Origin of the sequence: Staphylococcus sp. NWU MKU2, from assembly GCF_033283605.1 — a bacterium.
Classification (GTDB): Bacteria; Bacillota; Bacilli; order Staphylococcales; family Staphylococcaceae; genus Staphylococcus; species Staphylococcus haemolyticus.
Window position 1 is genome coordinate 586,843 of the sequence record NZ_JAVSMH010000001.1, and the last position, 25,105, is coordinate 611,947.

Here is a 25,105-nt window from a genome sequence, read left to right on the forward strand (position 1 = left end):
AAGGTATAATTACCACTTTTTCTGAATAAATTGAGCAGAGATGTACAATTAGTCTCTTCTTTTTAGTAAAATAAATAGATAAACATATTGTATGGTTGCAAGGAGTGAAAGTGTTGGAACTCATTAACGCTGAAGAAGTACAACAATTATTAACATCATTCGAAAATAAACCTGTATACCTACACGTTGAAACGACTAATGGTGCATATGCAAATCATTTCGATCAACGTGTCTTTAATGCGGGTACATTTTTAAGAAATATACAAGTCACATATGAACATGCACAACTTAAAGGTGGAGAGAAAGACCCCTATAGAGTTGGTTTAAAACTTCGTGACGGAGGTTGGGTCTATGTTCAAGGACTAACGCATTACGAAATCAATAACAACAACGAATTTTTAATCGCAGGATTTAACTACGAAGGACAATTGGCTGCCACAATCGAGATTAGTGAAAAGCCATTTACAGTATAGAGGAGGTTTATTCATGAAAGATGAAAGACACGTGTTAATGATATTCCCACACCCTGATGATGAAACCTTCTCATCAGCTGGAACGATTGCAAGTTATATTGATAACGGCATTCCTGTCACTTATGCATGCCTAACATTAGGACAAATGGGACGTAATTTAGGTAATCCTCCTTTTGCAACTCGAGAATCACTACCTGATATACGTGAACGTGAATTAGAAGAAGCGATGAAGATTATTGGCATCACCGATTTACGTAAAATGGGATTACGTGATAAAACGGTTGAATTTGAGCCTCATGAACAAATGGATGACATGGTTAAAAAGTTGATTGAAGAAACAAATCCATCAGTGATTATTTCATTCTATCCTAAATTTGCTGTCCATCCCGACCATGAAGCAACAGCTGAAGCCGTAGTAAGAACCGTAGGACGTATGCCTGAAGAAGCACGACCACGTTTACAACTTGTAGCGTTTAGTAATGATGCACCAGAAATACTAGGCGAACCAGATATATTAAATGACATTCGTGCATATCGAGATCTTAAATTGAAAGCTTTCGAAGCACATGCATCTCAAACTGGTCCATTTTTAAAACAATTAGCGAGTCCAGAAGTCGGTGGCGAAACACAAAGTTTCTTAGACGTTGAACCGTATTGGACATATCATTTTGAATCTTAAGGGGAGGTAAACAATGACTGAATTTGATTTATCCACACGTGAGGGTCGTTGGAAACACTTTGGCTCAGTTGACCCAATCGAAGGTACAAAACCAACAACTAAAAATGAAATGACTGACTTACAAAGTACACATAAAAATTTCTTATTTGAAATCGAAGAAGTCGGTATTAAAAATTTAATTTACCCCGTTAATATTGATCGTTTCCAAACGGCGGGACAATTTAGCTTTTCAACGAGCTTAAATAAAGATGAAAAAGGCATTAACATGAGCCGTATTCTAGAAAGCGTAGAAAAACATTACAGCAATGGTTTAGAGTTGAATTTCGATACACTATATCAAGTATTACGTACATTACAGACAAATATGAAACAGAACTCAGCAGGTGTTGATGTTTCGGGTAAATGGTTCTTTGATCGCTTTAGTCCAGTAACGAACATTAAAGCAGTAGGCAATGCCGATGTCACTTACGGATTAGCCATCGAACATGATCAAATTACACGTAAAGAAATTACAATTGAAGCAACTGTAACAACACTATGCCCATGTTCTAAAGAAATCAGTGAATATTCAGCCCACAACCAACGTGGTGTAGTTACAGTTAAAGTTTATTTAGATAAAAACAACCAGGTTGTTGATGATTATAAAGATAAAATTCTAGATGCTATGGAAGCAAACGCAAGTTCAATCTTATACCCAATTTTGAAACGTCCAGATGAAAAACGTGTTACAGAACGCGCTTATGAAAATCCACGATTCGTCGAAGATTTAATTCGTCTTATCGCTGCTGACTTAGTAGAATTTGATTGGATAGATGGTTTTGACATTGAATGTCGTAACGAAGAATCTATTCACCAACATGATGCATTTGCGAAATTAAAATATAGAAAATAATCGTTGCGTATAAATAATAAGGCAGTTGTCACACGTTTCAAATGTGATAACTGCCTTGTTTAATATTTATAAATATTAGTGTTAATGTTTAGCCATTTTCTTTTCACCAGGTTTAACGAAACACATAGCTACAACACTAATTAGTGATGCGATCACGGCTGACACAAACATTGAAGAGTAGCCATAACTTGCTACTAAGTACCCTGTTAATGTTGGTGCAATAACAGTAGCTGAGTTAACGAAAAAGTGTGTAATACCACCATATGTACCAGTCTTATTAGGTGCAGTATCAATAATTACTGACCAATATACACCATTAGGTAGGAATATGAAGGCATTCCCTATCATCATTAAAATCATGATTGCAACGATACTATGCGTAAATGGAATAATTAAGAAACAAATTGCCGCACAAATCATTCCGGCAATTGCAAAGTATGAACGTGCAATACGTAAATTCCCAGTTTTATGACGTAGCCAGTCAGAGATATGTCCACCAAAGTAAATTGTGAAACATGCACCAATTCACGGAACCATACCTAAATACCATAGTGAGTGAATTTCAAAATGATACTCGTCTTGTAGATACTTTGGTGTCCAAGTTAATATTAAGAAATTAACATATTGGAAACCAAAATACCCAAACATGTTACCAACTAACGTTGGACTTTTAAAGAAATGGTACCATTTTTCATCTTTTACATCTTCAGTTTCAATCGTTTTCTCAACATTTAAACTACCTTCCGTTGAACGAATTTCTTTTAATTCATCTTTAGAAACACGCTTGTTATCTTCTGGATAATCTGTAAACACGAATGCCCAAATGATTACCCAAACTAAACCGAGAGCACCTAATATCATGAATAATAATCTCCAGCTTGCAATTGTTAAGAAACCAGATACGATTGGAGCTGTAATTAATGCACCAAGTGGTACACCTATAAGTCCAAGTGCTGATAATAATCCACGTTCCTTAGGTGCAGCCCAATTGGCATTAGTCTTACTAATAATTGAGAATACAGGACCCTCTGCAACTCCAAATAATACTCTAAGTAATCCAAATCCTACTAACGCAGAACCTCCAAAAATGGCCATACCTAACTCTCCAGCATATGCCATTGCCATTTCAGCGATAGACCATGAAGTTCCAGCAATTATCCAGACAAACTTTGGCCCCTTCTTATCAGCTGTTAAACCACCAACCAGTGATCCTAGCATGTATCCGTATCCAAAGTAGCCTAGAATTTTACCCCAAGCGATCGTATCAAACCCATATTCACTGATAATGTCTTTTTGTGCATATGAGATAGCGCCACGGTCTATGTAGTTAATCATCGTCATTATAATGATCATCGTGATAATAAAGTATCTATATTTCTTCATCATAGCCCCCACCCTTTGTCAGAAAATTTACTTTACTATGACATTTTATCACACTTTTGAAAACGTTATCATAGAGATTTGAATAAATATAGTAAAACTGAATAACTTCTTAGTAAAAAACAATTTCTGATAAGAATAAATCAGAAATTGTCTTGTCATATATTTAAAGCTAAAAAACTATTAAAAATCGATTGTAGATTTTAAATACTCTAAATCATTATAGGAAGTGAATATTATTGTTTCCTCTTTCCCTCTTATAAAGCCACTTTTGTATTTAAGACCTAATACAAAAGAATTACTGAATTTAAATAAATCATATTTATAATGTTTATATATTTCAAACAAATCTTTTACAGTATAACTTTGTCTGTCTTTACTTCTAAAACGACCAGTTAGGTTTGTAGCTATTGAAGTGGATAATTTCAGCTCTTTTATTAAATTATTTATATATTGTTTTCTATCTGCATGATTTTTAAATAACTCATTAGCTAACTCATAGATTTCAGATGGATAAGGCGATTCAGTCATATTTTCAAGCAATGTATAAGTATTAATTTCTAAACCTTCAAAATATCCTTTTTTGGCATTATTAGTCGGCCAACTTTTCAAATTAATAATTCTATTTTCTAATTTTTCATCGATAGATTTTAAATAATAAATTAATGGTCCCATTCCTTCTATCGTTTGAGAAAGCCCACTATTATATTCTTCAACTATTTCACCAGTTTTATTATTTATTTTAATATAGCTTTTTCCTACTTCACTTAATTTTTCAAATAGATCATCAAAATCAAACTCTATGTTATTATCCCTTAAAATATTAGGTAAGTTTTTAGCTATTTCTGGAAAATCTGTTCAAGTTACAGAAGATTTTAACAATGTAAGTGAATCTTCATTACATAAATATTTTAAATCATTTATTAACAATTCCTTGTTGGGATACCAAGTTATATTCTTGTTTCGCACCTTATTTACAACTTGTCTCAATTCATTATCCTTACATAAAATATAATCAGCATTACTATTTTCTAATTCTTCAACTAATCTTAAATGAGTTTCATTAGACTTACGACCTAAATCACTAATTTTTCCTATTGCTATTATTTTATGACCTGAATAAAACTTAGTTTGACTATTAAATGCTCTAATAGCATTAATCATCGCCGGTAATGAAGCATTATGTGTATCATCAAGTAATGTTAATTTATGAGTTTTCGCATGTATTTCTTTTAAGGCTAATATTTTTGAAAACGGTTTGAAATCATTTAGTAATTCTTGTTTTATTGGTAAATTTAAACTTTTAAGCGTTAAGATACTTGCTAATGTGTTAGAAACCATTCCTTCACTAATAGTATTGAGTCGATAAATTTCACTTTTATTATCTTGGTTAGTAATTGATAATTCAATACTTCCTTTGTTGTACTTAATGTTATCAACAGTTAAATCCGCCTTTGCGTCTTTATTAATACTATAAGTTAACACATTACTTGCATTTTCATGTGCTTTATCAATTAAATAATCTGCATATAACGTGTCTTTATTAATAATTGCCACTCCAGTGGTTGAAGAAAGACCGTCAAAAATTCTAGTTTTGATCTTAGCTATATCTTTAACTGACTTAAATGTAGAAAAATGCGCTTCACCAATACCTGTAATAATTGCTATGTCTGGTTTTAAAAAAGTAGAGGTATTTTCAAGATAATTAATCGCATTCATGGATGTTTCAATAACAGCAAAGTCAGGATTTTTTATTAATTTCAGCATATTATTGTAAATAGCTGCTCTAACATTATTATTCCCTCTATTTTCAAGTACATTATAATCACCCAACAAGCTTGTAATTAACATTCTAGTTGAACTTTTACCCATTGATCCAGTTATAGCAATAACTGGGTTTTTGTATTGATTTCTTATATATATAGCTAATTGTTTAAATGCCTGAACAGAATCTTCTACAATTATTTGAGGGATTTCAAATTTTAAATCAGAAATGTAATTTTCAGTTATAATTAGTCCAATTTCTCCATTTTCTTTATTAACCAAATCATTACCGTCTAAAGCATTTTTATTTCTTCCTAATTCTCTTGACCATGTTTCTTTGTTAGGAGAAAAATAAGCAGTTTTTTTACTATTTACAAATTTATAAATTGTTTCAAAATCATTTATCTCATTTGCTTCCTTATTGTGTGCGTCCTTTAATTCTCCACCTATAATATTAAATATCTTTTTAATTGTTAGCATAATAATTACCTAACCTTTAAATGCCTTTTGATATTGTACATATCCAGATAAATAATGTTCGATATCGTCAATTCGAACACGATAACCGTGATGTTTAATAAAGAAACTACCTAGTATTCTTGATGGGTTTTTAAAATACATAGCAGTTTCAGGATAAAAGAAGCCAACTCTTTGGTAATCTGCTCTAATATTAATTACATCTATCAAATATTGCTCGTCTATCAAATTGTTTACTAATTCCTTCCGACCAGTATCTTTCGCTTTTTGAACTAATCGATATGTGGCCATTAACATTTCTAAGAATGTTGGAAATGTTGTTTCACGATTTTTAATATAATCTAAGTAACTATTCACATTTTTAATTCCAAATTCAAAATATTTGTCTTGTGGATTAACTTGAACTAATTCATTCGTACAATATCCTAACCAATGATCATGATATTGCCAATATTTCTTCTCAATAAAACGGTCCATCAAATTTTCTACAGTTTTTAGCCATAGTTCATTTTCATCCTTTTGATACAATCTCAATAAAGCAAGCGCTGCTTCACCATCGTAATAAATAATTCTGAACTTCTCTTTTACGCTTAAATCAGGATAATTCAATAAGTGAGTTGTCTCATATGTATCTTCATCTATCATTGAAAGAATACCTTTAGCTACTTTCTGAGCTGACTCAAGAAATTTAGGATTATCTTCATGCTTTAAATATTCACAAACTGCGAATATAAATGATGCATTTTGTCCTAATTTAATTTCATTTGCTTCCTCTGTATCATCAAAGATATAAGCTTTATCGCCAACCTCAAACAGTTGATTTGAAATGACATAATCAATTGCTTTTTCAACAGGTTGTAAGCTTTTACCTAAATAGGACAGACCCTCTATTAAGGCATATGTAGAAGAAGAGTGTCTTAATATATTGTAGAATCCAATTTCATTATCAAAATGAGGAAAATATCCATAAATATATTTACCATTATCTAACAACATATTTTGTAAGAAATTAGTACTACTTTCAATTAATTGATCAATTTCATTATTTAAATCATTTACTTTTCTTAAACCTTTTTTATAGCCTTCGCTATAAAGTTCATGTACTTCTTCATCACCTATAAAGAAACCTTGAGTATAGAATTTAATAACTTCTTTTTCATTATAGAATTCACTAGAAAATGCCTTTTTATTTGTAGTATATTTGCGTAAATAATTATTGATGTTTTTTTCCGAAAGAAATAACTCTTTAGTAGTATTATCTGGTCGAACAAAGGCATTCGCGTTAATTTCTTCAGGTAATACTGCAAAATTCCATTGACTATCAAATGCTATACCAAAATCTACATAATTTCTTCTTGTATTGATCAGTGTTTTTTTTAATTCTTTAAATAATATTTTTTCAGTCGACGTTACAATATCTAATTTAATCCACTCAGGAAATTCTCCTGATTTCTTTTTAAATTTAAGTGCCAATTTTGAAATATCTTGTTTAAGATAATTAGTTTTTTTCAATAGCTTAACCTGTGCTTTAACACTTGACTTACCTAAACTTAAAAAAACATAATTATTAATTTCAGTCTTATTATTTACTTCGGATATTAATTTCTCTAATTTATGTTCAAATTCCATTGTTTCCTCCTTATTTTTAAATATTTATTCTATTTCCATTAATTTATATCATAGTATTTAAAATAAAACCAGGCCATGTAAGGCCTGGTTTTAAGTTTTACCCAAAATTATGAAGTTTAAATATTATTTTTTTTCATTATTTTTGTTTTTACGACGTTTGCCAACTAAGAATAATCCTCCAAGCGCAGCGAATAGTGAACCAAATAATGTGCCATTATTTTGAGCATCATTACCAGTATCTGGTAACTCTTTATTATTTGGTTTATCTGTTTTGTCATTATGATCTCTATCGCCGTCTGAATCGCTATCCGCATCTGCGTCAGCGTCGGCATCACTGTCTGCATCTGCATCGGCGTCACTGTCAGCATTTGCGTCACTATCGGCATCCGCATTGCTGTCGGCATCTGCGTCACTATCGGCATCCGCGTCACTATCTGCATCCGCGTCACTATCCGCATCGGCATCGCTATCCGCATCTGCATCACTATCCGCATCTGCGTCACTATCTGCATCCGCGTCACTATCTGCATCTGCGTCACTGTCCGCATCTGCATCGCTGTCGGCATCCGCGTCACTATCGGCGTCGGCATCACTATCCGCATCTGCATCGCTATCGGCATCCGCATCGCTATCAGCATCCGCATCACTATCGGCATCCGCATCACTATCTGCGTCGGCGTCACTATCCGCATCCGCGTCACTATCCGCATCCGCGTCACTATCGGCATCCGCATCGCTATCCGCATCCGCGTCACTGTCCGCATCCGCATCGCTGTCGGCATCTGCATCACTGTCGGCATCCGCATCGCTGTCGGCATCTGCGTCACTGTCGGCATCTGCATCGCTATCGGCATCTGCGTCACTGTCGGCATCTGCGTCACTATCTGCATCCGCGTCACTATCGGCATCTGCATCTGCGTCACTGTCGGCATCTGCATCAGCGTCGGCATCTGCGTCGCTATCCGCATCCGCGTCACTGTCTGCGTCGGCATCACTGTCGGCATCTGCATCACTGTCGGCATCCGCATCGCTGTCTGCATCTGCGTCACTGTCGGCATCTGCATCGCTATCGGCATCTGCGTCACTGTCTGCATCTGCGTCACTGTCAGCGTCTGCATCACTATCTGCGTCGGCGTCACTATCTGCGTCGGCATCGCTATCGGCATCTGCATCGCTATTTGCATCTGCGTCACTATCTGCGTCGGCATCGCTATCGGCATCCGCATCGCTATCTGCATCTGCATCGCTGTCTGCATCTGCGTCACTATCGGCATCTGCGTCACTATCGGCATCTGCGTCACTATCGGCATCCGCATCACTGTCTGCGTCGGCATCGCTGTCTGCATCTGCGTCACTATCTGCATCCGCATCACTATCGGCATCCGCATCACTGTCTGCGTCGGCATCGCTGTCTGCATCTGCGTCACTATCTGCATCCGCATCACTATCGGCATCCGCGTCACTGTCCGCATCGGCATCGCTATCCGCATCTGCGTCACTGTCAGCGTCTGCATCACTATCGGCATCTGCGTCACTATCTGCGTCTGCATCACTATCGGCATCTGCGTCACTGTCGGCATCCGCATCACTATCTGCGTCGGCATCACTGTCTGCATCACTATCGGCATCTGCGTCACTATCGGCATCCGCATCGCTATCGGCATCTGCATCGCTATCTGCGTCGGCATCGCTATCTGCGTCGGCGTCACTATCTGCATCCGCGTCACTATCTGCGTCGGCGTCACTATCTGCATCCGCGTCACTATCTGCGTCTGCGTCACTATCTGCATCCGCATCACTATCGGCATCCGCGTCACTGTCCGCATCGGCATCGCTATCCGCATCTGCGTCACTGTCAGCGTCTGCATCACTATCTGCGTCGGCGTCACTATCGGCATCCGCATCACTATCTGAGTCTGCATCGCTGTCTGCATCTGCGTCACTATCCGCATCCGCGTCACTATCTGCGTCGGCGTCACTATCTGCGTCGGCGTCACTATCTGCGTCGGCGTCACTATCTGCGTCGGCGTCACTATCCGCATCTGCGTCACTATCTGCGTCTGCATCACTATCCGCATCTGCGTCACTATCTGCATCTGCGTCACTATCTGCATCTGCGTCACTATCCGCATCCGCGTCACTATCTGCGTCGGCATCACTGTCTGCATCGGCATCGCTATCCGCGTCTGCATCACTATCTGCATCTGCGTCACTATCTGCATCTGCATCGCTATCTGCGTCTGCATCGCTATCTGCATCTGCATCGCTATCTGCGTCTGCATCGCTATCTGCGTCTGCATCGCTATCTGCGTCTGCGTCACTATCTGCGTCGGCATCACTGTCTGCATCGGCATCGCTATCCGCGTCTGCATCACTATCTGCATCTGCGTCACTATCTGCATCTGCATCGCTATCTGCGTCTGCATCGCTATCGGCATCTGCATCGCTATCTGCGTCTGCATCGCTATCTGCGTCTGCATCGCTATCTGCGTCTGCGTCACTATCAATTGGTTCTTCGTCAATGACAACTTCTACTGTGATATGATCTTGTGAACCATCTGGGTAAGTTACTGTTACTGGAACATAATATGTGCCAGGATTTTCACCATTTGGTAAACTTTCTGGATCATCCACTGTAACTACTGGCTGTTCTCCTGTCGTTGGATAGTTAGGAACAGTTACCGCTCCAGTTACATCACCTTCAGTTGTTGGTACTCCATATGGCTTACGAACAACATCACTTGTTGGTTCATATTTAGTAGCAGTAGCTGCTGGTTTTTTACCAGTTGTTACAGGTACATCAATATGATCTACTGTGCCATCTGGATATGTCACTGTTACTGGAACATTTACTGTTCCTGGTGTAGTTCCATTTGGTAAATTATCAGGATTATTAACTGTGATTACCGGTTGTTCCCCTGTTGTTGGATAATTAGGAATTGTTACTGAACCAATTACATCATCTGATGTTGTTGGTGTTCCATAATCATGTTTCACTCCAGTTGTTACTGGTTCATAAGTGACATTGTTATTAGCAGGTTTTTCTCCTGTTGTCACAGGTACATCAATATGATCTACACTTCCATCTGGATATGTCACTGTTACTGGAACATTTACTGTTCCTGGTGTAGTTCCATTTGGTAAATTACCTGGGTTATTAACTGTGATTACTGGTTGTTCCCCTGTTGTTGGGTATCCAGGAATTGTTACTGAACCAATTACATCGTCTGATGTTGTTGGTGTTCCATAATCGTGGTTTACACCATTACTTGTTGGTTCATAAATCACTTTATCTTGTGTTGGTTTTTCTCCTGTCGTAACAGGTACTGTGATATGATCCACACTTCCATCTGGATAAGTTATTGTTACTGGGACATTTACTGTTCCTGGTGTAGTTCCATTTGGTAAGCTATTTGGATTATCAACTGTTACAACTGGTTGTTCTCCTGTTGTTGGATATCCAGGAATTGTTACTGAACCAATCACTTCATCTGATGTTGTTGGTGTTCCATAATCATGATTTACACCTTCACTTACTGGTTCGTAAATTACTTCGTCAGGTGTTTCATCGTCTTTAGTAACAACAGTTACTGTCACATGATCTTGTGTACCATCTGGATATGTCACTGTTACTGGAACATTCACTGTGCCTGGCGTATTACCGTCCGGTAATGTACTTGGATCATCAACTGTGATTGTTGGTGTTCCTTTTTCTGATGGATAATTTGGAATCGTTACTGCTCCTGTTACGTCTCCCTCAGTTGTTGGTGATTGTTGGTGTTCCTTTTTCTGATGGATAATTTGGAATCGTTACTGCTCCTGTTACGTCTCCCTCAGTTGTTGGTGTACCATAATCTTTTGTTACTTCGTCTGTTGTTGGTTCATAAGCTTCGTTATCCGCTTGTTCGTTTGTTGTTACTGATACTGTCACATGATCTTGTGTGCCATCTGGATATGTCACTGTTACTGGGACATTCACTGTTCCTGGGGTATTACCATCCAGTAATGTACTTGGATCATCGACTGTGATTGTTGGTGTTCCTTTTTCTGATGGATAATTTGGAATCGTTACTGCTCCTGTTACGTCTCCCTCAGTTGTTGGTGTACCGTAATCTTTTGTTACTTCGTCTGTTGTTGGTTCATAAGCTTCGTTATCCGCTTGTTCGTTTGTTGTTACTGGTACTGTCACATGATCTTGTGTGCCATCTGGATATGTTACTGTTACTGGAACATTTACTGTGCCTGGCGTATTACCGTCTGGTAATGTACTTGGATCATCGACTGTGATTGTTGGTGTTCCTTTTTCTGATGGATAATTTGGAATCGTTACTGCTCCTGTTACGTCTCCCTCAGTTGTTGGTGTACCGTAATCTTTTGTTACTTCGTCTGTTGTTGGTTCATAAGCTTTGTTATCCGCTTGTTCGTTTGTTGTTACTGGTACTGTCACATGATCTTGTGTGCCATCTGGATATGTTACTGTTACTGGAACATTCACTGTGCCTGGCGTATTACCGTCCGGTAATGTACTTGGATCATCGACTGTGATTGTTGGTGTTCCTTTTTCTGATGGATAATTTGGAATCGTTACTGCTCCCGTTACGTCTCCCTCAGTTGTTGGTGTACCATAATCTTTTGTTACTTCGTCTGTTGTCGGCTCATAAGTTGTAGCGTCAGTTGGTTCTCCTACAACTACAGGTACATCAACAGTGTCAGTTGTACCATCTGGATATGTCACTGTTACTGGAACGTTAAATGTACCAGGTGTTTTTCCATCTGGAATATCTCCAGTTACTGTAAATGATGGATAAGTTTTATCAGATGGATATACTTGGTCACCATTATTATCAGTAATTTTAATAGCATTAGTAATTTCATCTGTAGTAGTTGATTGTCCGTAATCTTTGTTTATAGTTGTAGCTGTTGGTACATAAGCAGCTTTATCTGTAGCAACTACAAATGAATCTGATCCAACGTCTTTACCACCTGTAACTAAAACTACAGTGTATACATCGCCACTTTGCGCTGAGGCTGGAACAGTAAATTGACCCTTTTGCTCTCCATCAGTAAATGAAGTAATATCATCTGTTTTAGAAACAACATTTCCGTTTTTATCTCTCCACTCGATATGAGTAGGAAGTGGTGATAATTGAGTACCACTTAAATCAATTTGAGCTACATCACCTGGTTTAGCCGGTTTAGTAGTATTGTTGTAATTAGTTATGTCAATTTTAACATCATTTTGAGGCACTAATGCAAAGTTTAAATTGTACCACATAGGGTCAACTATCAAGTTTTGTCCTGGTCTAGATTGAGGAACAAATGATGAGTTAGCCATTGGAGATCTAAATTGTGGTGATGTGAATGAAGAGTATGCGTTTTGAACTTCTCCATTTGGATTAACCACATAACCATACATATATTCATCATTTAGAGTTCCATCTGGAAAACGCAACGTATATCTACCATTTGAGTCAGTTTCACCATATACTGTTGCAGAAATATATTCAGGATGGTCACTTAATAGAACTCTAGCTGCATCAGCTCTTTCAGATTCAGGTAAACTATCTACAGCAGCTTTATATGCTTGAACACCTTCGCTAGTAAGTGATGACATAACTACTGTATAGCCTGGAGCAACTTTATCATTCCCAGATAAGTTTGGACCAGTTGCAGAGTTTGCTAAATCAACACCAGTACCAGTTTCTAACCAAACTTGTCCAGAAACTGTATTTTTGGCTTTTGTGTTTACAGCTGCGTTACTAATCGGTCCTTGAGTATCATGAATCCATTGATCTTTACTTGTAGTCATGTAATCAGATGTAGGTTTAACGACCATGTAAATACCAGTACGTTGCATGTTTGTACCGATTAATGGAAATTGACCAATATTATTACTTGTTACTGAATTTACATAAGAACCAGGGAAGAATCCACCTGCTTGACGTAACATCGTTACAGTATTACCATTCTTAGTTTGATAATCCTCAATCCATAATTTATAATACTGACCGCTAGTCGCTGAATATTTATGTTCTTTACCGTTTGCATCAGTATAGGCTTGTCTTAAGTCAAACGCATAAGCACCAGGTCCTACTTGTGAACCATCTGACGTTGATAAAGAATTGTTAGTATGCGCTCTATAGATTGGAGATACTACACCATCAGTATCAATCCATTGCATGTAAACAGCTGTACCGTCAGGAACAGGAGTTAAACCATTTGACATAGTTGAAGGTGTACCTTGATCAACTACCCAAGCACGTCCTGATAAAGTATTAGCTGCATTAGTAGCATCAGTTTGACCTTTAATGTAACCATTAGCAATCGCATCAGCATCTATAATTCTACTATTATTTTCAGCTACCGCAGCTGCCGCAATTCTAATTTTATGAGCTAAAGTTCTAGTTCTAGTATTATTAGTAGTAGTCGCTTGGCTTGAAGTGTTTGAAAAAGTTGCTACTGGATTTTCATTTTTATTATTTTGATAATCTTTTTGGATAAGTGCTGCAATAGCGTCAACCTCACTAGCATTGCTTGTATTTACTCCAGCATCGTTAAGTGCACTTATTGTTTCTTCATTTGAAACACCAAGATTTTGAGAAATATTTTGAACAGATTGGCTTGAATCTTTATCTATTACCGTGGATCGCTCTGTTGCACTTTCTTCACTTGTTTTCTCTTCTGTTGAAGATTGTTCTGTTGTGCTTTCCTTACTTGCTTTCTCTTCTGTTGAAGATTGTTCTGTTGTGCTTTCCTTACTTGCTTTCTCTTCTGTTGATGGTTGTTCTGTTGTGCTTTCCTTACTTGCTTTCTCTTCTGTTGATGGTTGTTCTGTTGTGCTTTCCTTACTTGCCTTCTCTTCTGTTGATGGTTGTTCTGTTGTGCTTTCCTTACTTGCCTTCTCTTCTGTTGATGGTTGTTCTGTTGTACTTTCTTCAGTTACCTTCTCTTCTGTTGATGGTTGTTCTGTTGTACTTTCTTCAGTTACTTTCTCATCTGTTGATGGTTGTTCTTCACTTACATTTTCAGTAGAATTTTCATCTACTGTTGATTTTTCTGCACTAACACTAGTTTCTTGAGTTGAATTTTCCTGTGAAATTTCGTTCTGAGATGTGTTTGTTTGATTACTCGTATCTTCTTCAGGTGCATCTGAATCAGTTTGATTTTTTCCACTTTCAGTTTGATTAGTTTCAGCAGCTTTAGCTACATCGTGACCAGCACCAAAAATTAATGTTGCACCGACTAAAATCGATGCCGTCCCCACTGTAAATTTTCTTATCGAGTATTTATTTAATCTATTCGATAAGAAATCTAATCTTTTATTTGATTTTTTCTTCAAATAACTCACATCCCTATTTTTCAAATTAATTGAGCACAACACTCATGAAAAACTTATCATGTTTTATATGTAGTTACAATATAAATTTTCGGTTTTTAAAAAAAACATTAATTTAGTCATGCTAAATTATTTTTATAATTTTATAATAATTTTGTTTTATTCAATGATATTTAATTTTCGTTATTCTAATTTACTAAACATAATAAAAATTGTTCCCTAATTCTATTTAAATAAAATGTCCGTAGCACACTCAAATTAAGTATGCTACGGACACATTTTTTACTTAAAAATTAATTATTTTTTATTATTATTTTTTCTACGATTCTTACCTAATAGTAATGCTCCAATTGCAGCAAATAATGATCCAAAAATCACTCCATTTTTTTGTTCATCACTACCAGTATCTGGTAATTCATTATTTTCTTTTCCACTATCTGCATCACTGTCGGCATCTGCGTCACTATCTGCATCCGCATCGCTATCCGCATCACTATCTGCGTCGGCATCGCTGTCGGCATCCGCGTCACTGTCGGCATCTGCGTCACTATCTGCATCCGCGTCACTATCTGCATCCGCATCGCTGTCGGCATCTGCGTCACTATCTGCGTCTGCGTCACTATCCGCATCGGCATCACTGTCGGCATCCGCATCACTATCTGCGTCTGCGTCACTATCGGCATCCGCGTCACTATCTGCGTCTGCGTCGCTATCGGCATCCGCGTCACTATCCGCATCCGCATCACTATCTGCGTCTGCGTCACTATCGGCATCTGCGTCACTGTCGGCATCTGCATCGCTATCCGCATCTGCATCACTGTCGGCATCCGCATCGCTGTCGGCATCTGCGTCACTGTCAGCATCGGCATCGCTATCGGCATCTGCGTCACTGTCGGCATCTGCGTCACTATCTGCGTCGGCGTCACTATCTGCATCCGCGTCACTATCTGCATCCGCGTCACTATCTGCGTCGGCGTCGCTATCCGCATCCGCATCACTGTCAGCATCGGCGTCGCTATCGGCATCCGCGTCACTATCCGCATCCGCATCACTGTCAGCATCTGCATCACTGTCCGCATCGGCGTCGCTATCTGCGTCGGCATCGGCATCCGCGTCACTATCCGCATCCGCATCACTGTCAGCATCTGCATCACTGTCCGCATCGGCGTCGCTATCTGCGTCGGCATCGGCATCCGCGTCACTATCTGCGTCGGCGTCACTATCCGCATCGCTGTCGGCATCGGCATCTGCGTCGGCATCTGCGTCGCTATCTGCGTCTGCATCACTGTCAGTATCGTCACCATTTCCGTTACCGTTACTAGTAGCAAATGTTATGTTGTTACCATATTCAGCCGTGTCATCAGTACCATAATATTTATTAGTTGTAACCATAGATGCCCATTGTTGGATATTTACGTTACCTTCTGAATCAGGCTGATATTTACTAACTACTTTGATAATGTAAGGTGTATTTATATCTCCAAAATTAATGGAGGCAGTATTATCACCATTAACAGTAATTGGATAATCATTAGTAACATCCTCATATTGAGAATAATCATAAATTCTATTGCTGTCAGGTAGATATTGATCATCTGCAACTTTATAAATTTTAATGTCAGTACTATCATCAATAATTGTGCTACCGTTTGGTCCAGTACCGTTGATTGTAACTTCTGTATTGTTAGCTGTATATCTTAATGGATTAACATACACAGTTTGTTCGACTGTTTGATTATCTAAATCAAGATGAGTAAATATACTTTGAATATTAGAATCACCTTCAACTTTAGGATACTGATAATCAACAGTGAAATTCTGATCATAAGCAGTATTAGCAGTTTTAAATGTCATATCGATATTTGTGTCTCTTGCTGGTACTTTTGATTTATCAATAAATGATGATAATGATAAAGTTCCAGTAACATTTGAATGCGTATCAACGAAATCTGTAAATGTGTATGTTGCACGTTTAGTAGCATCATCATACGTACCTGTTGCTATTATATCTCCATTACTATCTGCAATATCTGGCACAAAATATTGATCAGTTAGGTCAGATGGGATTGTATGTGGATCATAATCAATCGTCATTGTATCCCCACTATTTACAGCGTCATCGACAGCAATATCTGAATGATATGTAATTGGCTCACCGTCATGTGCGTGAATTACACCATCATTATTTTGACCTTCTTCAATATATTGATTTGAAACTGTTATTAAGTCATTTACGTTTTGACCTTGACTTGCAGCTGCTAATTTATTCACAGCTAATCTACTTTTGGGTTGTATTGAACGCGTTGTATTTATATCACTCGTTGTTGCATAAGTTGTTTCAGAATCTTTTTTGTTTGAATCTGCATTAATTAACGCACTTAGTAATGCTTTATTATTTACATTGTTATAGTCAATATTAAGATTTTTAACACTTTCATTTGCTTCTTCTACTGAGCTACCAGTATTTTCAGCTACAAAGTTAGTTAATGCTTCTTCTTTAGCTGTGTTATCATTAGCGTTATCTAATTGAGTCTCAGCATTTTTAAATGATGTATCTAAATTTGATGTATTAACTGAATTATTTGAATTGCTAGTTACATCACTTGACTTATTATTTTCAACAGATGTCTGTTCTTTTGAATTAACTTCTGGTGTTTTAGCGTCTTTTTGTTCAGGATTAGATTCTATACTAACGTCTTTATTTGCTTCTTTAGTATCGCTTTCTGTGCTCGATTGTAGTTCGTTATGAGTTGAGTCTTCTGAAGTTTTTGGTTCTTGCTTAGTTGTTTCTTTTGTACTTGGTTGTTCTGATTTAGCTGCATTAGTTGCATCATTTTTAGCATTTAGGGTACTTTGACTTTCCTCTGTAGATGCTTTTTCTGTTGTTTTTTCACTAATTGATTTTTCTGCAGAATTATTTTGTGATGGTTCTTCTGAACTTAATGTCTCTGTAGAATTTGAATTTTTACTAGTTTCAATGCTATTATTTTCATTTGTACCTTCTTGAGAACTTACATCTTGATTTGATGAGTTTTCTGTAGTTTCTTGTTTACTAGTTTCATTTGAAATTTCGTTGTTAAATGCATTTTCAGATGCATTATTATCTACATCTGTTTCAACATTTTGTTTTGTTACATCAACTTGTTCTGGATTAACCTGTGATAGTGTAGTGCTCTCTGATGTTTGTACATTACCTTTAGCTTTTACATCTTGTTCTTCATTACTATTAGTTGTTGTAGAAACTTGATCTTTTTCAGCTGCTTTTGCTTCATCATTTGCACTGCCAAAAATCAATGCTGCGCCAACCAATATAGATGCTGTCCCTACTGTAAATTTTCTAATCGAATATTTATTTTGTTTATTCGGTAGAAAATCTAACCTCTTATTTTGTTTATTTTTCAAACAGAACACTCCTTAAACGAATTATAAATCGACCTAAATTCATTAAAATTTTAATTTAATTGTTTAAAAATTATAAAATGTCGAAAAGATTAATCTCCAAATTATTGAAAACAATTAAATACAGAAAAACTATACCACATTTTTACATTAAAAAAAACAAGTAAATATAATTTAATTTAAAGATTAATTATTTTTTATTCTTAAATCATGAATAATAAGGTAGTTATGCTACACTTCTATATTTTTTGTAAATGGTTTGCTAAAATATTCTTTTTTTAAACAATAAAAAAAGAACGATAATTATCGTTCTTAAAAAACTAGTTTCTACTATTATATATGTGTTTTTTTAGGTAATTAAAATTTATTTTAAATGTTCATAAGGACTATTATTCACAAATGATACAATTTGGTCTACAAATAATTTTGCACGCAACTGAAATTGGTCATCATCAAGATATAATGTACCATCGTCAAGTTTACTGTAGTCTGAGTCATGTGTAGCAATTTGTGTTGGAACAGCGATACCTAATAAACTGCGAACAATAACACGTAAATGTGATAATGGTTCTGAACTTACGATGCCTCCGCTATTACCGATTAATCCTACTGGTTTCATTTTGACATAATCCATATTGATATGATCTAATGCATTTTTTAAGATGCCAGAATATGAACCATGATAATTAGGAGTTCCAAGTACTAAGAAGTCTGCTGCCATTACTTTTTCTTGAAAATCTTTAATATTGGTTTTAATTTCATCGATAGACGGCGTTGTCCCAGAAAAGTCTAATTGATTTAATGGGCGTTCTGCTAAATCATAAATATCAACATCTAAATCATGTGTATCAAACTGTCCCACTAAGTATTTAGCTAACGCATTTGTATGTGAGCCAACTTTGGCACTACCAACAACTATAAGTCCTTTCATTTCTACTATACACCTCTTAATATTAATTATTTTCTTCTTTCAATAACTTCATTATGGCTTTTCCAACACCACTATTTTCATTTGTGTCCGTTACATATTTAGCAACTGCTTTAACTTCAGGCATAGCGTTTTCTACTGCAACAGGATAACCTACACGCTCTAGCATTGATACGTCATTCAAGTTATCACCTAATGCCATAACATCTTTTAAATCAATGTTTAATTGGTTAGCAATAGACTCTAACGCGATTCCTTTTTGCGCGTCAGAATGTGTAATTTCAAGATTTCCGCGTGAAGATGATGAAATGGCTAAACTTGGAATAGCTGAAAGTTCTGCTCCAATGGCGTTAATTTTCTCTAAATCCGGATTAAAAGCTAAGACTTTCATGATTAATTCTCCCGGGATATCTTCAATTTCTTCATAACTATTTACAACTTTTAATGTGCCATTATCTATACGCTTTTGAATGCCTTGTTTGATCTTTTCAACATCCGCTTCTTGTCCTGCTTGTTTAGCAATATCTAAGTAGATATCTAAATCTTTGGTTGGATCTTCTGTATAAATCCCTCTATTAGTATAAATTTGATAATATACGTCATCTTTATCTAGTATTGATTTAATGCGTTCCACTAATTCATGATTCAAATTAGACGTATTCATAATATTAAACGATTCATCACGTACTTCTGCACCATTTAAACAAATATATGGTACGCTTAAATCTGTCTCAGCTACAGGTGTATTCGCTTCATAAAATGCACGACCTGTCGCAATGGCAACTGTTATCCCTTGTGATTGTGCATATTTTATTGCATCAACATTTTCTTGAGAAATTTCATGTGCAGCATTTAACAATGTGCCATCCATATCTGTTGCTATTAATTTAATCATACAGTTACCTCGTTTCATTCTCTTAATTAATTACTATTTATCTTGAAAAAACCATCTTAAAGTTAAAATTTAAAATCTCAACTTGAACACTTAATTCACGTGTATTATTTTAACAAATATAGCTCAATTTGTACGCTTACATGTTCGCTTTAGACTTCTTTAACCGTAGCTCACGGAAGAAGTTTCGTAATAAATCACCACATTCTTGCTCAAGTACGCCTTTAACAACTTCAGCTCTATGATTAAATCGAGATTCTTCTAATAGATTCATCAAGCTACCACTACATCCACCTTTAAGATCAGTGGCGCCGTATACCACTTTAGGAATTCTACTCATCACAATGGCACCGGCACACATGACGCACGGTTCAAGTGTCACATATAATTTGCATTCTTCTAAACGCCAACTTCCAACTACTTTTGAAGCACGTTCAATAGCGATATGTTCTGCGTGAGCCGTAGGTAGCTGCGCAGTTTCTCTTAAGTTATGTGCGCTTGCTATGACTTCATTGTTTTTAACTATGATTGCGCCTATAGGAACTTCTCCAAGTTTTTGAGCTTTTTTAGCTTCTTCAATCGCTAATTTCATGTAATATTCATCATTTGCCATGTGTGTTATACCTCACTTATGATACAATACTCATTGTCTATTTTAACATTTGGAGATGTGATTATGAACAAACCATTTATCGCAATTGAGGGCCCAATTGGTGTAGGTAAATCTTCCCTAACTCATAAGCTTAGCCAGACATTAAATTACTATGAAGAAAAAGAAATAATTGATGAAAATCCATTTTTATCTGACTTCTACGATGATATTTCTAAATGGAGTTTTCAAACAGAAATGTTTTTCCTCTGTAATCGATATAAACAGGCAAAAGATATCGCTAAAATGACTCAAGGTGTTGTTAGCGATTATCATATTTATAAAAATAAAATTTTCGCTCGTAACACGTTGAGTAATAATGAATTTGATAAATTTGACCGCATTTTCGATATTTTAACTGAAGATCTTGAAATGCCTAACATGATTATTTTCTTAGATGCTGATTTGGATGTTCTGAAACAAAGAATAGCGCAACGTAATCGTAGTTTTGAACATCATATTGAGGATGACTATTTATTGAATCTCAAAGAAGATTATTTAACATTTTATAATGCCATGAAAAGTGAAGGCGCGAATGTCGTCTTAATTAATACAAGTGAAATTGATTTTGTTAAAAATGACTCAGATTATCAATCAATTTTAGAAAAAATAAGACCTATGATAGGAGCAATTGAACATGAATAATTATAAAGTACCTCAAAACGCAATAATCACCATTGCTGGTACCGTTGGTGTTGGGAAATCAACATTGACACAGGCTTTAGCTGACAAATTAAATTTTAAAACCTCTTTTGAAAATGTAGATCATAATCCTTATCTAGATAAATTTTATGATGACTTTGAACGTTGGAGTTTCCACTTACAAATCTACTTTTTAGCAGAACGTTTTAAAGAACAAAAGCGTATGTTTGAATATGGTGGTGGATTCATTCAAGATCGCTCTATTTATGAAGATGTTGATATTTTCGCGAAAATGCACGAAGAACAAGGTACTATGAATGAAGATGATTTTAAAACATATTCTGAGTTGTTCAATGCAATGGTAATGACACCTTACTTCCCTAAACCTGATGTATTAATTTATCTTGAGTGCGACTACAATGAAGTAATTGAGCGTATCAAAGCACGTGGTCGTGATATGGAAATTAATACGGATCCTGAGTATTGGCAAAAGTTATTCAAACGTTATGAAGACTGGATAAATAACTTTAATGCTTGTCCAGTAGTACGTGTAAATATCAATGAATATGATATTCACGAAAATCCTGACTCTTTAGACCCTATTATTGATAAAATTGCACATGTAATTAATACTTATCGCAAGGTAGATAATCGTTAACATAAACAAACGCTACACATTTCAAACTCTTTGTGTAGCGTTTCTACATTTTTTATCTTATTTGTTTTCAATATATTGTTTTAAGACTTCGGGCACACTCACAGCTGTCTCTATTATCACATCAGCATCTACTAACTCTTCTTTTTTAGCTATACCAGTAAGCACACCAATTGCTAGACCTAATTCAGCATTAACCTTTGTTTTCATGTCGTTATTAGTATCTCCTACTATAACTACATCTTCAGGTTTGACATCATAAGAATCAAACAGTGGATTTAATACTGCTGGATTTGGCTTTTCCGCTGCATGTGATTCTGTAGAGATAACTAAGTCGAAAGCGTCTTTAGAGTTGGTATCTTCAAGAAATTGCAATACCCCTTTTCGTGAATCACTTGTAACAATTCCAATTTTATAGCCTTCTTTTTTTAAAGATTGAATCATATCATACACACCATCAATCCAGTTGTTCTCTGGCACACGTGTATCAACAAGTTCCTGGCTCGTATTACGTGTCCAAGTTGAGACATCTTTACCAACAACGTTATTAAAAGCTTTAATCATTTCATCTAGTGACCCTGAACCCATTACAGAATCAGGTACGATTGCATTATCAAGAACACCTAATTGTCGATGTGCAACTTCTTTATTAGCTACTGGGTATTCATCTAAAAGACTATCCACTAATCTTATACCAATTTTCTCCCAACTCTTATCAAATTCTATTAAAGTCCCGTCTTTATCAAATAATATCCATTCCATTTTCATAACACTCCTGTGAATTATGATTATTAACTCTTCTATTGTAATACAAATTTTTATTTTAGACTCAATAGAATGATTTAATATTCCATCTACCAATTATTCAGTATATGTATCTGTTAGGCGTTTATCTTGATATATAACCATACCAGTTTTCAATTTTTTTAAACCCTGCTTTTTGATAAAATTCTAAATTATCGATAGTTGAGATTAAATGGATACATGAAAGTGACCCTATTTCTTTAAGAATGTGTTTAAGCATATGCATACCAATTTGATTATTTTGAAAATCTTTATTAACAACTAAGTCATAAATAGCTGCATTGAATACACCATCTGATAATGCTCTAGCAAAACCAATGACTTTATTATCATAAATTGCAAAGACTACATGTGTACTATTACGGAAAATCTCACATATAGTCTCTTTGTCATGTTTTAACCACCCAACTGATTGATATACTTCATAAATTGAATTAATATAGCTTTCATCGAAATAAGTAATTAGCTTAAATTCCATTTAATCCCCCCCTAAATGGTCTTTTTCTATATAATATACACTTTTTTTATAGGTTTTAAGTCTTATAAATAAATGCGTCTCAATACCGATTTCTTTATCATTTGCCTACGTTGATTCAATTAAGCTAAATTTATGATTGTGTAATTTAAAAACCGATATAAATAATTCACCCCGAAAATTAGATTTTTAATCTAACACCGGGGTGATTTTTCATTATAAATTTAATTATTTAGGTTCACCGTGTACTAAAATACTACTAATAAAGTCAATCGCTTTTTTTATGAAACCGAATACGTCTGTCATTTGATTCCACTCCTTCATTAATATTTGAATTACATTTTTATTGTAAGCGCCTGAGGATAAATTTGGCGTTTATTGCGTAATTGCTCATTAATGTTGCGTATTTGTATGTTTAAATATTTCAATTTGTATTGTTTTGCATAGAAAGCAATTCTTGTACGTAACTATCCTTCACCTCGTAAACAACAGGATTACTTTTTAACTTAATTAATTTGCTTTCATATTTTTTTATTACTTCATTAACTTTATTTCTTGAATATCCTGCGATATCTTTAACTCCTTTAATAGTAATTCTAGAATATTTACTTCCAAAAATTTTATCTTGAAGTAATATAAAGAGAACATCTGAATCATATTTATTCAATCCTTGTTGATCAAGTGCCTGTGCAAGTCTTTTAATGATTTCTGTATTATTTTCAAACGTTTCTATTATATTATTTTGTCCTTCAATAAGTAATTGCATCATATCATCAATGAAATTTGTTATTTCACCTTTATTAAAGTAATCAGATGCTTCTTGAAATGCCTTATAGTATTTATTTTTATTATGATTTACGACGTATGAAAAAGTGAGTGCTGTAAATGAATCCAAGTTATCATTAAGTAATTTAGCTAAAATATATCTTCCTACTCTTCCATTTCCATCATAAAACGGATGAATATATTCAAACATGTAATGACTAGCTAGAATTTTATAAATATCTGGTGCTTTGTAATGTTTAATAAAACTTAAAAAGATAGTTAGATATTCAAAAATTTCTGGTTCATTAAATTCATTTCTATGAATCCATTTACTTTTAGCATTGTCATATACACCAATAGAATTTTTTCTAAACAAATTTCCATCTGGTAAATCTTTTTCTAGAATTTCAGAAGCAACAATTAAATCAAAGATATTACGTATATCTGTAATTGAGTTAATTTCAACATCATCATTTTCAATCATAATATATTGGTTTACTAAACCATCAAAACGCTTATTCTCACCTTTAGTTTTGTTTAAAGACGCAGCTATTTCTTTTTTCGTACTTTTTATATTTTCTGTTTCATTAGTACTTTGAAGTTCATTAATTAATAAATGTTTAATATATGCTTCATTTGCGATATCAGGCAATGCTGAAGAAAGTTGCTTAATTTTATCTGAGTTTTTTAAGACTTTTTCAAGATTAATACCCAACGTTCTGTTAAGAATAAAAAATAAAGGATACTCAACGTCTCTTTGTTGTTTTTCATCCTGAATTGGATGAATAATAAAATCGGTAACATAACTTGAATAACTATTTAAGCGCATATTATATTCTGTTTCAATGTTATCCCATCCATACATATGAAAAAGCTTTTTCAATGATTTGTACTCCACAAGATACACCTTCTTACTTATCATATATTTAAATATGATATTTATGAATGACTATATTATATATAATACGTTCTTCTTTTAAAAGCAATATTCTTAACTTTAAAAATCACTATACTCAAGATGAAACATAGTTAAAAATTAATTATGTTAAATAGTCATTTTTATAAGTATACTAATCATCATTGAATATTCCTTCTATATTTCCAATGGGTGCACATTTTAATATAAAATCACCTGTCATAGTAACAGGTGTGTAAACTAAAATAAATCCAAATAAATTATTTCTTTCTATCATTAAGTAACTTAAGTACCACAAATGTAGTGGCTATATTTAAAAAGACATTAATCATACCAAAATTAATAAATAA

Annotated in this window: 17 protein-coding genes and 1 pseudogene; 5 read left to right on the forward strand and 13 right to left on the reverse strand. The window is 35.2% G+C overall.

Annotated elements, in window-relative coordinates:
• The first annotated feature begins 110 nt into the window (after window positions 1–110).
• From SBL15_RS03110 to folE2, 3 genes are read left to right on the forward strand one after another with little or no spacing between them, the layout of a single operon-like run.
• On the forward strand, window positions 111–473 hold the full coding sequence (locus SBL15_RS03110) for a YojF family protein (protein ID WP_161772886.1): 363 nt from the start codon (window positions 111–113) through the stop codon (window positions 471–473).
• Window positions 474–486: 13 nt separating this feature from the next.
• Complete coding sequence (bshB2, locus tag SBL15_RS03115) at window positions 487–1,152, forward strand: bacillithiol biosynthesis deacetylase BshB2 (RefSeq protein WP_053017978.1); 666 nt, start codon at window positions 487–489, stop codon at window positions 1,150–1,152.
• A gap of 13 nt (window positions 1,153–1,165) precedes the next feature.
• On the forward strand, window positions 1,166–2,044 hold the full coding sequence (gene folE2 / locus SBL15_RS03120) for a GTP cyclohydrolase FolE2 (RefSeq protein WP_053017977.1): 879 nt from the start codon (window positions 1,166–1,168) through the stop codon (window positions 2,042–2,044).
• Between the two features lie 81 nt (window positions 2,045–2,125).
• On the opposite strand, the pseudogene SBL15_RS03125 reads toward folE2, so the two are convergent.
• The 10 genes and pseudogenes from SBL15_RS03125 to tadA all read right to left on the reverse strand — a co-directional run bounded on the left by SBL15_RS03125 (window position 2,126) and on the right by tadA (window position 20,462).
• Window positions 2,126–3,427: pseudogene (locus tag SBL15_RS03125) on the reverse strand (MFS transporter).
• A 180-nt stretch (window positions 3,428–3,607) separates the two neighbouring features.
• On the reverse strand, window positions 3,608–4,099 hold the full coding sequence (locus SBL15_RS03130) for a hypothetical protein (protein WP_199186642.1): 492 nt from the start codon (window positions 4,097–4,099) through the stop codon (window positions 3,608–3,610).
• A gap of 183 nt (window positions 4,100–4,282) precedes the next feature.
• Window positions 4,283–5,668 carry a UDP-N-acetylmuramoyl-tripeptide--D-alanyl-D-alanine ligase gene (locus SBL15_RS03135; RefSeq protein WP_317955095.1) on the reverse strand — a complete coding sequence of 462 codons (1,386 nt, stop codon included), beginning with the start codon at window positions 5,666–5,668 and terminating at the stop codon, window positions 4,283–4,285.
• 9 nt (window positions 5,669–5,677) lie between these two features.
• Window positions 5,678–7,294, reverse strand: a complete 1,617-nt coding sequence (locus tag SBL15_RS03140; RefSeq protein ID WP_107634674.1) for a poly(glycerol-phosphate) alpha-glucosyltransferase — start codon at window positions 7,292–7,294, stop codon at window positions 5,678–5,680.
• Window positions 7,295–7,417: 123 nt separating this feature from the next.
• On the reverse strand, window positions 7,418–11,095 hold the full coding sequence (locus tag SBL15_RS03145) for a Rib/alpha-like domain-containing protein (protein ID WP_317955117.1): 3,678 nt from the start codon (window positions 11,093–11,095) through the stop codon (window positions 7,418–7,420).
• Entirely contained in the window at window positions 11,052–14,633 is a 3,582-nt protein-coding gene (locus SBL15_RS03150) for a Rib/alpha-like domain-containing protein (RefSeq protein ID WP_411861517.1), read from the reverse strand. Before SBL15_RS03150 ends, SBL15_RS03145 begins: the two co-directional genes overlap by 44 nt.
• 294 nt (window positions 14,634–14,927) lie before the next feature.
• Window positions 14,928–18,032 (reverse strand): fibrinogen-binding adhesin SdrG C-terminal domain-containing protein, encoded by a 3,105-nt coding sequence (locus SBL15_RS03155; protein ID WP_317955099.1) that lies wholly within the window; start codon window positions 18,030–18,032, stop codon window positions 14,928–14,930.
• Between the two features lie 361 nt (window positions 18,033–18,393).
• Window positions 18,394–18,960, reverse strand: a complete 567-nt coding sequence (locus tag SBL15_RS03160; RefSeq protein ID WP_053017847.1) for an NADPH-dependent FMN reductase — start codon at window positions 18,958–18,960, stop codon at window positions 18,394–18,396.
• A 22-nt stretch (window positions 18,961–18,982) separates the two neighbouring features.
• Window positions 18,983–19,852 (reverse strand): Cof-type HAD-IIB family hydrolase, encoded by an 870-nt coding sequence (locus tag SBL15_RS03165; RefSeq protein ID WP_053018533.1) that lies wholly within the window; start codon window positions 19,850–19,852, stop codon window positions 18,983–18,985.
• Between the two features lie 136 nt (window positions 19,853–19,988).
• Entirely contained in the window at window positions 19,989–20,462 is a 474-nt protein-coding gene (tadA, locus tag SBL15_RS03170; protein ID WP_107612213.1) for a tRNA adenosine(34) deaminase TadA, read from the reverse strand.
• 63 nt (window positions 20,463–20,525) lie between these two features.
• On the opposite strand from tadA, the gene SBL15_RS03175 reads away from it, so the two are divergent.
• Both SBL15_RS03175 and SBL15_RS03180 read left to right on the forward strand, forming a co-directional pair.
• Window positions 20,526–21,143, forward strand: a complete 618-nt coding sequence (locus tag SBL15_RS03175) for a deoxynucleoside kinase (RefSeq protein WP_053017854.1) — start codon at window positions 20,526–20,528, stop codon at window positions 21,141–21,143.
• Entirely contained in the window at window positions 21,136–21,798 is a 663-nt protein-coding gene (locus tag SBL15_RS03180) for a deoxynucleoside kinase (protein WP_011276690.1), read from the forward strand. Before SBL15_RS03175 ends, SBL15_RS03180 begins: the two co-directional genes overlap by 8 nt.
• A gap of 57 nt (window positions 21,799–21,855) precedes the next feature.
• Here SBL15_RS03180 and SBL15_RS03185 read toward each other — a convergent pair whose 3' ends face one another.
• From SBL15_RS03185 to SBL15_RS03195, 3 genes are all read right to left on the reverse strand, one after another.
• Complete coding sequence (locus SBL15_RS03185; protein ID WP_107612214.1) at window positions 21,856–22,557, reverse strand: HAD family hydrolase; 702 nt, start codon at window positions 22,555–22,557, stop codon at window positions 21,856–21,858.
• Window positions 22,558–22,684: 127 nt separating this feature from the next.
• On the reverse strand, window positions 22,685–23,077 hold the full coding sequence (locus SBL15_RS03190; RefSeq protein ID WP_317955101.1) for a GNAT family N-acetyltransferase: 393 nt from the start codon (window positions 23,075–23,077) through the stop codon (window positions 22,685–22,687).
• 421 nt (window positions 23,078–23,498) lie between these two features.
• The gene (locus SBL15_RS03195; RefSeq protein WP_233641682.1) at window positions 23,499–24,722 is read right to left on the reverse strand and encodes a Fic family protein; all 1,224 of its coding nucleotides are present in this window, start codon (window positions 24,720–24,722) and stop codon (window positions 23,499–23,501) included.
• Window positions 24,723–25,105 lie beyond the last annotated feature (383 nt).